Here is an 11,694-nt window from a genome sequence, read left to right on the forward strand (position 1 = left end):
AAGTTAATCAATAGTAGGTTGATTAGTGAGGAAGAAACATAATGAGCAATTAAGATATAGTATTTGTTCTTACCTTAATGCTCAACTCAATCATTTTAGAAGTAATAATATAAAATAGCATCAGTACAAGCATGCAGAACCAAGATTTAAAGAACAAGAAATACGAAAAATCATTTACAATGGGTAATGTCAAAATGGAAACAATATAAACACAACTTGCATATGCCCTATCAATTTTACTGAACATCTCTTTTAAGAAGTATAGACCAATAATATTCAGACTGACAATTAAAGGTCCGAGCAATAGCGAAATATCTCCAAATATTGACCATGCATGCGCCTGGAAGTAACTGTTAGAGTTAATCCATGCGTCACCAGCAGTTGGAAAGAATATTGTAATTATTTCCGCTGCAGGATCCACTGCATATATACCAAAAAGGCCCCCCAGAGGCATACCATATGCGATACGAGAAATATCAGGTTTCAATGCCTGATATATCATGAAAGAACCTTCAGTTTGACCGATAAATAGCCTTGCTAAAACAGAATCAAAAACCTCTCCTAACGGAATATTATGTAACAACATAAAGAAAGCACAGAGAAGCACAATACTAACTGCAGGAATTATAGTGACAAGCACATAGTTGACGCGTTTGGAAAACTTTAAATAAAGTATAAATAACATGAAAAGCACAACTACAAACTTTGACTTTTGCATATCATAAATACTATATATGGTTATGAGTAGTAAGTTAACTCTGAATATGAAATTACCAAACTGGTATCGCTTTTTATGGCAATAAGCATAAACCATTGAAATGTATGGGAAGTAGACAAAAATATAACCAATAAACAAACCACCGAAGCCTACTTCGTTTCTGAGTATTTGTGCTTTAGCCAAAGCAGCTCCGTCAAAGTCACCTCTTAGTGCCATCAGGAATGGAATATTTCCAACCGATAGGATTTTGATAGCAATTACTGCAAATGAAAAAAACGTCAGCAATTTGGCGCGAATATGATGTGTTTCCAGTTTCTCAAGATCAACATCAAAACGGCAAATATAAGAAAATACAAAAATGATGAATAATAAAACTGAAATTGAGATTATAGTATAACGGAATGTTTCAATTTTGCTTTCTGCTGTGATAACAGTATCAACGCCAAATGACATTGGATAATTGTAAAATGCAACTAAAATTGTACCCGGTACAATCTGCACAAACAAAGCCAGTAAAAAAATGGCCCCTAACACCGTTGGTTTGAAACTAAACATTCTCAAACGCACATTTGCCAATATAGTTACAATCGCAAATATTAATATTATTAATGCATTTATAGCCATCATCTTGTCTCTATTTGTTCATTAATTTTTTTGCGAATGAATATAAACGGTATGGTCTAATTAGAAATAATGATTTTTGCAATATGAGATATGGTAATGTCACCTTATTACCAAAGAAACGAATCCAAAGTATTCTTTGTTTAAAAAGCAAATAATCGTCCCATTTTTTTAAAATTTTGCTTAATGGTAATTTAGGCCATATTTTTTCTTTTTGGAAATTATAAAAAGACTCAAGGTAAGAGGCATTTCCAATTCGCGTACCTTGCTGTGATAGAGAGTCACCTTTTCGATAAAGTACAGTAGTCTCTTCAAGATATGAAAGCAAATAACCATTACTAAGACATTTGAACCATAGGGGGTAATCCTCAATCATCGGATAGGATTCATCAGCATACCCAACCTCTTTCAGAACCTCATTGTTGATAAAAGCTGTAGGTGCAAGCAGATAACATTCTGAGAGTATATTATTAAATTGTTGTTGCTGGTTGCATAATATTTTATTTTTATCATGCACAATCGGTGCTTGATATACATTGCCAGTGAAGGGAATCATATCAGAGAAAACAATCTTTGCTCCTGGATTATTTGAAACAAAGCACGCATTATGTTTTAAACAGTCTGGCAATAGTAGATCATCCGCGGCAATAGTTTTAATCCACTTTCCACTCGCTAGCCGCCATCCTTGATTGCAATTAGCCGCAACCCCTTTATTTTTTTTATGCGATATAATGATGATTTCTTTGAAAAAAGCTTGATTTTGTTTTTTCCATTCTTGCGCAACAAGCAATGTATCGTCTTGAGAACCATCATCAGAGATAATTACTTCAATATTTTTCTTATCATAAGTCTGTTCAAGAATGCTATGTAATGTTTCAGCAATAGTATTCCCAGAATTATAAGAGATTACGACAACAGTTATTAACATTTCCATTTCTGACATGTAAACCTTATATTTACTTAATTTTTGTTAGTACGCCGTTTTTACTAACATAGATGCCTGAAGAGGATATAGATTTATTTACTAGAGAGTTGGCACCAATAATGACATTATCCGCTATACTTACTCCTTTTAATATTACGACGTTAGAACCAATCCAACAGTTGGAACCTATACTAACAGGGCAAGTAACAAATTCGTTTTTGCTAACAAAATATCCATCATTGATTAGATGATCATGATCATATACTTTCACACTTTCACCAAAAATTGTATTTTCTCCAATTTCAATTTTATTAAGGCAATTAAAAGAGCAATTATTATTTACGAAGCAACCTTTCTGAAAAGACAAGCAACCTTGACTTACCAGCAGATTTAAATTATTTCTTGAAACTAAATTTTCAATTTCAATCTTTGCTCGGCCGTATACTGAAACACTTAATCCTTTTCCGAGCTTGGGGGATTTAAATTTAATTGAACCTCGTGTACTAATATTGATAATCACGAGGTACATAATACTCAACACCGTATAATAAAGTTTACTAAGATAGTTCAATTTAAAAGTCCTATGCTGCGAAAGTTCTAATTTTTGTTATAACAATAACACCATAAATTATATAACTAAGAAGATAGGCGTAATTGGCACCGTGCAACATGAAAATAGGAATAAGAATGAATGAAAGTGAAATAAAAACCACACCAAAAAAGAGTTCGGTTAATAAATACCACTTAACAGCACCTCGCGACAACATAGGGAATGCAAATAGCCAAGCTACAATCTTTATTACATCCCCAACTAATTGAATGGCAAAGAGATTCCTTGCCTCACGAAACTCATTAGTAAACAAGATACTAATTAATAAATCACGGAATAAAAAAACCGTGACGGCGATTAGGGATATAATTGGTATTATAACTTTAGTAGTTGATATTATTTCTTTTAATATATTATCTATATCTGATAGTTGAGATAATTTAGGTAAGTAATAGGTGCTGAGCGCTATGGTTATTACACCCAAATAAACTTCAGAAATTTTCCAGACAGCTTGCCATAACCCAGTTCCTTGCCATCCGGTATACTGCACCAATAGATTACGTACAATAAGTAATGATATAGGCATAACTAAAGCACTCGTCATAGCCATAAGTACATATTTACCGATGCCTTTGAACTCAGCAAAGTGAACCGTGCCAATAAAATATTTAATCCCTAACCATTGTTGACCAATATTAGATAGTAAAATAATGACACCAATCAATGCTGTTTGAATGGCGGCCGCAATTATCGCTCCAGTAATATTATACTTGATAATTAAAAAAATCATAACAATGCTTGAAGTTAGCACTGAGACAAAGTTTAAAATAATGAATCTTCTGAAGTTTTGTAACCCATTGATGATTGAAAGGAGAAGCGTTCCAAATGCTGAAATGGGTAGTAAAAAGACAACTAAATTAATTACCCATGAATACTTAATATCACCAAAAAAGTAAGTTGCAATACTTCTTGATGCCAATAATGAGAAGGGCAGCATAACCAGGAAAATAGTTAAAACCCAAAGTATTGAAGCTCGCCACCAAGGCGAGCATTCAGTGAAGCCATTTTTTTTTTGTTCTGACGTATATCTTATGATTCCATTACTTACTGGTGCGTTAATAATCCCTGTTAAAGAAGTAATAAATCCTTGAATCTGCCCAAGTAAAGCCATACCCGCAGGCCCGGTATAAATTGCGACGACCTTAGCGATCGCAAATCCCATTGCCATTTTGGCCAAGGTTAAAATTCCGGTAGAGGCTATAACTTTTAAGAGTTTACTCATCCCATAAAACCATTTAACGCTTTTATAACTGAACTTATGTCAGCATCGGTCATTGTCGGATCCATTGGGATCGATAATACTTGTGAATGAATTTTTTCCGTAAGAGGTAAAACAAGCGATTTCATCTCTTTATAGGCGTTTTGTTTATGCGGTGGAATAGGATAATGAATTAATGATTGAATATTATGTTGCTTGAGCCAGTTTTGTAATGCTTCTCGCTTAGTTGTTTTCACTACAAATAAATGCCATACATGATTTTCCATTTTTTCAATAAATGGTAATTCAAGTAATGGGTTTTTAATTTCTGATAGATAACGTTGTGCGATTTCTTGCCTGATTTTAATATCATTATCAAGCATTGTTAGTTTAACACGTAACATAGCCGCTTGTATTTCATCAAGCCGGCTATTAACTCCCTGATATATATTTAAATATTTTTTCTCTGATCCATAGTTTCTTAACGCACTAACAACAGTAAATAGCTCCTGATCATTAGTGGTAATGGCACCAGCATCACCAAGCGCCCCTAGATTTTTACCAGGATAAAAACTAAATCCAGCTGCATCGCCCCAGCTACCTGCTCGTTTGCCTTCAATTTGGGCGCCATGTGATTGAGCGCAATCTTCAAGAACTAACAAGCCATGTTTTTTTGCAAGCGCCATGATTTCTTTCATTGGTGAAATCTGGCCATATAAATGCACTGGCAGAATGACTTTAGTTTTATCAGATATCGCAGCACGGACATTATTAATATTTAAATTAAATGTTCCCTCATCAGGTTCTACTAGCACAGGCACAAGATTATTTTCTGTAATAGCTAAAACGGAAGCAATATAGGTATTAGCCTGTACGATAACTTCATCGCCATCCTTTAATTTACCCATTTCTTTCCAGGCTCGAAGCACTAACGTAAGTGCATCCAGACCATTTGCAACACCCAGAGAGAATTTAACCTGACAGAATTTTGCAAATTCTTGCTCGAAGGCTTGTAATTCCGCTCCCATTATATACCAACCTGAATCGATCACTCGTTCGACAGCACTGATTAATTCACTTCTTTGTCGCTCGTTTATCTTTTTCAGATTCAAAAAATCAACCATTTTTTCACCATTATTTAGCTATAATAACCCAAAAGAATAACATTCCAATTATTAATGAGTTAAGGTGTTGTCGCAATTAACCTTGTTGGGCTTGTACAATCATTTTGAAGGTAGAATAATCTCTAATATAATCTGATTCTTCATACTCCATATCAGCTAAGACCATAAGTACACAATCTTCGCTGAAATCAGTCATTTCTCTCCAAACAAAGGAGTTAATTAGTAGACCTTGCGTGGGGTTATCCAATATCACATTTACTCGTTCATTCCCATCATCAAGAATAAACCGACAACTCCCTTTCACAGCAATTGCAACTTGTTTTAATTTACGGTGAGCGTGAAAACCACGAGTAACACCCTGTTTAGTATCAAAGATATAATATACTCTTCGAATATCGAAAGGGATATTTCTTTCCCTTTCAAGCGATACTAATGCGCCACGCTCGTCCCCATGTACCTGGAGCGGAATAAAATCTATTTTCATATATGATTTGCCAACTTAATTAAGTATTGACCATAATGATTTTTACTTAAATGCATGCCCATATTTAATAATTCTTCATTACTCAACCATCCATTGCGCCATGCAATTTCTTCAGGACATGCGACCATCATCCCCTGACGTTTTTGAACGGTTTCAACGAAACTGCCAGCTTCAATCAAGCTGTCATGAGTACCCGTATCCAACCATGCAAAACCTCGTCCTAACAACTCAACATTAAGGGTATTATTACTCAGGTAAACTTCATTAACCGTCGTTATTTCTAACTCCCCTCTAGCCGAAGGTTTGATATTTTTGGAAATATCAATTACGTCATTATCATAAAAGTAAAGTCCTGTCACAGCCCAATTCGATTTAGGTTTCGCAGGTTTTTCTTCAATACTTAACGCCTTAAAATTATTATCAAACTCTACAACGCCAAAACGTTCTGGATCCATGACTTGATAGCCAAAAACGGTAGCACCGCTGGCTCGACTACTTGCCATCTGTAATTTTGGTGTAAAACCTTGCCCAAAGAATATATTATCTCCAAGGACCAAACAAACTGAGTCATTACCAATGAATTTTTCGCCAATAATGAATGCTTGAGCTAATCCATCTGGACTCGGCTGAATAGCATAGTTCAAATTAATTCCAAATTGGGTTCCATCACCTAACAATCGAATAAAACCTGCCTGATCTTCTGGGGTTGTAATAATTAAAATATCTTTTATACCCGCAAGCATTAGCACTGATAATGGATAATACACCATAGGTTTGTCGTATATGGGAAGCAGCTGTTTAGATACACCCATAGTGATAGGATATAGCCTGGTACCTGACCCACCCGCAAGTATGATACCTTTCATTAGTTATTCTCTCCATATTGTTTGGACAGCCACGCGGTGTACGCTCCACTTTTCACATTGCTGACCCACGTCTCATTCGCCAAATACCAATTAACAGTTTTACGAATTCCACTCTCAAACGTTTCTAATGGTTTCCATCCCAAATCATTATTTATTTTAGTTGCATCAATGGCATAACGGCGGTCATGGCCAGGACGATCGATAACATAGGAGATTTGATCTCGGTAAGACCCCTCTTTCGGCACAATCTCATCAAGCAGATCGCAAATAGTATGGACTACATCCAGATTTTGCTTCTCGTTGTAACCCCCAATGTTATAGGTTTCACCAGGCTTGCCCTGCGTGACAACGGTATAAAGTGCACGTGCATGATCTTCAACATACAACCAGTCGCGGATTTGATCGCCTTTACCATAAATTGGTAAAGTTTTACCTTCCAGCGCGTTAAGGATAACTAATGGTATTAGTTTTTCCGGAAAATGATACGGCCCGTAGTTGTTAGAACAGTTTGTCACAATGGTCGGGAATCCATAAGTACGCAACCATGCGCGAACAAGATGATCACTGGACGCTTTCGAAGCCGAATACGGGCTGCTTGGTGCATAGGCTGTTGCTTCAGTAAATAGTGGCAATTTTGCAGCGGCAGGATGTTCGTCCGGGTGTGGCAGATCCCCATACACTTCGTCAGTGGAAATATGGTGGAAGCGGAAGTTTTTTTTCGCATCGCCTTCAAGCGTTGACCAATAGGCTCTGGCCGCTTCAAGCAGCACATAGGTGCCGACGATATTGGTTTCAATAAATGCTGCAGGCCCGGTAATGGAGCGGTCAACATGACTCTCCGCCGCCAGATGCATGACGGCATCAGGCTTATGCTCGGCAAAAATACGGTCCATCGCCGCTTTATCACAAATATCAGCATGTTCAAAAACGTAACGCTGACTGTTGCTTACTTCAGCCAGAGATTCCAGGTTACCGGCATAGGTCAATTTATCGACATTGACCACTGTATCCTGGGTATCTTGAATAATATGTCGTACAACTGCAGAGCCGATAAAGCCAGCACCACCGGTAACAAGTATTTTCACGCGTTATTTTCCGTTAAATGAATACATCAGGACATTGAAATCTGAAAATAGATCAAACAGCATTTTCAAAAATCAGACACGCTACCGCCCCTGGCTTAACAGCTACCAGTGCACTGAACGTGATCATAATAGAGGTTTTTTGCCGTCTGACCCTGGCATAGTTGTGACAGGGTAGGACGCAAATCAATTAATAATTGTCGTCTTAAATGCTGTTAGAAACAAGGGAAAAAACCAGGCTATCGATACAAAAAAGCAGCAATTAACCGACTGAAATTAAACAATATATTCAAAAACAAAAACGGCAGTGCCATTCACTGAGCCAATAAAAGCCTGGAATGATCCACTGCCGTAAGACAACGCCTAACCAACCGTTAATCGTTAGTTAATAGCTTCTTCATACTTTCACGAAACTTCTGCCCTTCTTTAAGATTACGAAGGCCATATTGCACAAAGGCTTGCATGTATCCCATCTTCTTACCGCAATCATAACTGTCGCCGGTCATCAACATCGCGTCGACAGACTGCTTCTTCGCCAGCTCTGCAATCGCATCGGTCAGCTGGATACGATCCCAGGCACCTGGCTCGGTCTGCTCCAGCTCAGTCCAGATTTCAGCGTTTAATACATAACGACCCACTGCCATCAGATCGGAGTCGAGAGTCTGCGGCTGATCGGGTTTCTCAATAAACTCAACGATACGGCTGACTTTACCTTCTGAATCAAGCGGCTCTTTGGTCTGAATAACAGAGTACTCGGACAGATCGCCTTTCATACGCTTCGCCAGCACCTGACTGCGGCCAGTCTCGTTGAAACGTGCAACCATGGCAGCAAGGTTATAGCGCAGCGGATCGGCAGATGCGCTGTCCAGAATGATATCCGGCAAAACAACTACAAATGGGTTATCTCCCACAACGGGACGCGCGCACAGAATAGAGTGACCCAGCCCAAGCGGCTGCGCCTGGCGAACGTTCATAATGGTCACACCCGGCGGGCAGATAGATTGGACTTCCGCCAGCAACTGACGCTTAACGCGCTGCTCCAGAAGGGCCTCAAGTTCGTAAGAGGTGTCGAAGTGGTTTTCCACCGCATTCTTCGAAGAATGGGTAACCAGAACGATTTCTTTGATCCCTGCAGCAACAATCTCGTCGACAATGTACTGAATCATTGGCTTGTCAACGATAGGTAGCATCTCTTTAGGGATTGCCTTTGTGGCTGGCAGCATATGCATGCCCAAACCTGCTACTGGAATGACCGCTTTCAAATTAACCATTACCTTTTCCACCTTAAGAGGATTGACGAAGTATAGACGTTTCGCAGGATAGAACCCAGACGCGAAAGCCTGAACACGTCATATGCAAATCACGTTTTGGCTGAATAGTAGTATTACTTAACCCGATCCAGAACAAAGTTAGACCCAGAATAGTCGGAATTAAGGATATTTGGCTCGTAACAGTCCTTTTTTCGACCAATCGCTCAACATCTACTCAGAAACAAACGTGATGTCGTCCTTCTTCTCATGCACAAATTCGTATTTTAAGGTACGGTCAAGCCCTTGTGATAATGTGTAAGGCGCTTTAAATCCGGAGTTATGAACTTTATGAGCATCAAACTGCGTTGTTGCACAGAATTTTTTTACACGGACCGAACTAATAGCATATTTTTTGCCCGTCACTTTGCTAAGAATATCAAAGCAATAGCCCCCTAACATGCCTAAAGGGTATGGGAGATGTACTGATGGAATTTTTTTACTCAGGCTTTTTTCCACTTCCGATACTAACTGATTCATGTTCAGATCTGGCTTATCGACATAATTATAAACCTCATAACCAGGCTGAACATTAGTGAGCTTGAACTTGATAAACTCTACGATATTCCCAACATATGCCATTGATTTATAGTTAGTTCCAGCACCTACCATAGCAAATTTACCGCCAGCTATCTGTTTGAGCAGATTGTACACGTTACCCCGGTTCCGCTCGCCAAAAATAACTGTCGGACGAATGATAGTCAGAGAACGCTCAGACGACGCTTTAGCATGCCACTCCCTGAGTACCTCTTCGGCTTGCCACTTGCTCTTACCATAGTGATTGAAAGGGTCATGAGGATGTGTTTCATTCGGGTTAACTTTGTTCAAACCGTACACGGCCACAGAACTGGTGAAAATGATGTTTTTAACACCATTTTTTTCCATAGCAGCCAGAACATTGCGTGTCCCCTGAACATTAACATCGTAATAAAGCGATGTTGGGCTCACATCATCACGATGTTCTGCAGCAAGTAAAACTACGGTGTTGAATCCGGCAAGAGCAGCGTCGAGTTGTTCCTGATTACGGACATCACCAGCCACGGTAATCTCTGGGTAAAAGTGACTTTGCTGTTTATCAAGGTTGGTGACATCAAACTCGCCCTGAGAAATCTCAATCAAACGAGTGCCCACAAAACCAGATGCACCAATAAATAATACTTTCTCGTTCATAAACCGCTCATTCTGTAATGTGTAAGTATCCCCTGACAACGTATCGTACCTTTCATGAGGAATCACGCGTTAGAAGGGATGAAGTCCGTAATTTAATGGCTCGGATTATAGTCCTTAATTGTTGTGAGTTCAGTAACAAAATTTCAAGAGTTCCAGAGGATGGCTCTTGAAATTTCATCCATTTATTGTCTGCTACCGCTTCGTCGGCAGACTAAAATTCAGCCGCTCCGTATTAATCGTATGCTGATCGATGCGGTCAATATCTACCGAACTTTGCCCCTTCTCATTAATCGCCTTAATGTTCGCCAGCGAGAGCAGCGTCTCTTCGCGAGCCATAAATTTCCCGCGCACATCCTTGCGCAGATCGAAATTCAGCTTCAGGGCCGGCCCTCTATCTGCGTCCTGCATCACGTTGATATTACGCATAAAAAGATGCTGCGGTTTATTATGTAACTCAAGGGTGGCGCGCTTCATCTCGAGATTGGTGATCGCCACAAACGAAGTGGCATTGCCGGAGGAGATCTGTATTCCGCGCAATTTTCGTGCAAGGTTATGATTGTCGAGGTGAATATTGTTCAGGCGAAAATTCTGCGGTATCGACAAATAATCGCCTTTGATCACCCCGTAGCCAATTAACATCCCCGCGCTGTCGACCATTTCAACATTATCGATGACAAAGTTATCGCAGCCATATATCGCTACCGTTGCGTTATCGATCCCGGCTTTTTTGCTGAAGTCCGGAGTGATATTTCGGGCTTTAACATTACGGATAACAAAGTGTTTACCATTCTCAACGTGCACTAACTGGCGGCAGTTGCTGCCGGTGATATTGGCCACCACAAAGTTCTTCACCGCCTGGTCTTCCGGGTAGGCATTGTCATAGGTGCTTCCGGCCAGGCCAATGCCGATCCCCCAGTTAATTTTACCGTTGGTGCAGTCGATATGGTCGATAACGTGGTCTGAGATCAGGATGTTCTGGTCGTTGATCGCCACGTTCCACTCAATGGCATCGCCCTGTAGATAGCTGAAGTGGCAGTTGGTGATTTTGGCGCCATCCACCTGGTTGTGGAACCCCTGACGCAGGATCGCATAGTTCGCCTTCGTGACCCGCAGATTGTCGATCAGCAGGTTGCGCATCACCCGCGGTTTTTTACCGCCGATGTAAATCTGGGTTACCGGGCCATAGCCGCTCATGGCCAGCCCCTGGATCACGCAGTCGGAGCCGCGAACGTCGAGGGTGATGTTTTCGCTGCGCCCCTCCCCTTCACCAATCACTTTACTGCCATCCTGCAATACCAGCCGTCCCCGTCCGTTGCCGGTCAGCGCGCCGCGGATGCGCAGGGTTTTGCCCTCGGGGATAAAGATGGCGGTGTTGATGTTGTCGCAGGTGAGCCCGGCCGGTACCACCACGGTGTCGCCGTCGGTAAAGGCCTTTTTGAAGGCTGCGATCCAATCACGACGGTTATACCGGCTGATGTCCACCGTGGCGCCGCTCGCGGCGGCACGCACGCCTGTCATGGATGCGGCGGCCAGTACGGAACAGGTAGTGACAAACGCGCGTCGCGTCATCTCTTTCGGCATATCGCCTC

Annotated in this window: 11 protein-coding genes; all 11 read right to left on the reverse strand. The window is 40.4% G+C overall.

Annotated elements, in window-relative coordinates; genetic code table 11:
* Positions 1–49: 49 nt before the first annotated feature.
* The 11 genes from ACP4QI_RS14370 to wcaM all read right to left on the reverse strand — a co-directional run bounded on the left by ACP4QI_RS14370 (position 50) and on the right by wcaM (position 11,686).
* Positions 50–1,345 carry a hypothetical protein gene (locus ACP4QI_RS14370; RefSeq protein WP_426495271.1) on the reverse strand — a complete coding sequence of 432 codons (1,296 nt, stop codon included), beginning with the start codon at positions 1,343–1,345 and terminating at the stop codon, positions 50–52.
* 7 nt (positions 1,346–1,352) lie between these two features.
* Positions 1,353–2,282 (reverse strand): glycosyltransferase family 2 protein, encoded by a 930-nt coding sequence (locus ACP4QI_RS14375; protein ID WP_426495270.1) that lies wholly within the window; start codon positions 2,280–2,282, stop codon positions 1,353–1,355.
* A gap of 13 nt (positions 2,283–2,295) precedes the next feature.
* Positions 2,296–2,793 carry an acyltransferase gene (locus ACP4QI_RS14380; protein WP_426495269.1) on the reverse strand — a complete coding sequence of 166 codons (498 nt, stop codon included), beginning with the start codon at positions 2,791–2,793 and terminating at the stop codon, positions 2,296–2,298.
* 52 nt (positions 2,794–2,845) lie between these two features.
* Positions 2,846–4,096 (reverse strand): O-antigen translocase, encoded by a 1,251-nt coding sequence (locus ACP4QI_RS14385; RefSeq protein WP_426495268.1) that lies wholly within the window; start codon positions 4,094–4,096, stop codon positions 2,846–2,848.
* Positions 4,093–5,196, reverse strand: coding sequence for a DegT/DnrJ/EryC1/StrS family aminotransferase (locus ACP4QI_RS14390; RefSeq protein WP_156264193.1), 1,104 nt, complete (start codon positions 5,194–5,196; stop codon positions 4,093–4,095). The genes ACP4QI_RS14385 and ACP4QI_RS14390 overlap by 4 nt, the downstream gene beginning before the upstream one ends.
* Positions 5,197–5,272: 76 nt before the next feature.
* On the reverse strand, positions 5,273–5,680 hold the full coding sequence (locus tag ACP4QI_RS14395) for a sugar 3,4-ketoisomerase (protein ID WP_156264194.1): 408 nt from the start codon (positions 5,678–5,680) through the stop codon (positions 5,273–5,275).
* The gene (rfbA, locus tag ACP4QI_RS14400) at positions 5,677–6,546 is read right to left on the reverse strand and encodes a glucose-1-phosphate thymidylyltransferase RfbA (protein WP_156264195.1); all 870 of its coding nucleotides are present in this window, start codon (positions 6,544–6,546) and stop codon (positions 5,677–5,679) included. The genes ACP4QI_RS14395 and rfbA overlap by 4 nt, the downstream gene beginning before the upstream one ends.
* Positions 6,546–7,631 carry a dTDP-glucose 4,6-dehydratase gene (rfbB, locus tag ACP4QI_RS14405; RefSeq protein WP_156264196.1) on the reverse strand — a complete coding sequence of 362 codons (1,086 nt, stop codon included), beginning with the start codon at positions 7,629–7,631 and terminating at the stop codon, positions 6,546–6,548. The genes rfbA and rfbB overlap by 1 nt, the downstream gene beginning before the upstream one ends.
* 371 nt (positions 7,632–8,002) lie before the next feature.
* Positions 8,003–8,899, reverse strand: a complete 897-nt coding sequence (galF, locus tag ACP4QI_RS14410) for a GalU regulator GalF (protein WP_156264197.1) — start codon at positions 8,897–8,899, stop codon at positions 8,003–8,005.
* 210 nt (positions 8,900–9,109) lie between these two features.
* Complete coding sequence (locus ACP4QI_RS14415) at positions 9,110–10,105, reverse strand: NAD-dependent epimerase/dehydratase family protein (protein ID WP_156264198.1); 996 nt, start codon at positions 10,103–10,105, stop codon at positions 9,110–9,112.
* Positions 10,106–10,297: 192 nt separating this feature from the next.
* Positions 10,298–11,686 (reverse strand): colanic acid biosynthesis protein WcaM, encoded by a 1,389-nt coding sequence (wcaM, locus tag ACP4QI_RS14420; RefSeq protein WP_426495267.1) that lies wholly within the window; start codon positions 11,684–11,686, stop codon positions 10,298–10,300.
* Between the last annotated feature and the right edge of the window lie 8 nt (positions 11,687–11,694).

This window comes from Leclercia sp. TB492 (assembly GCF_049974505.2).
Lineage (GTDB): Bacteria > Pseudomonadota > Gammaproteobacteria > Enterobacterales > Enterobacteriaceae > Enterobacter > Enterobacter adecarboxylatus_C.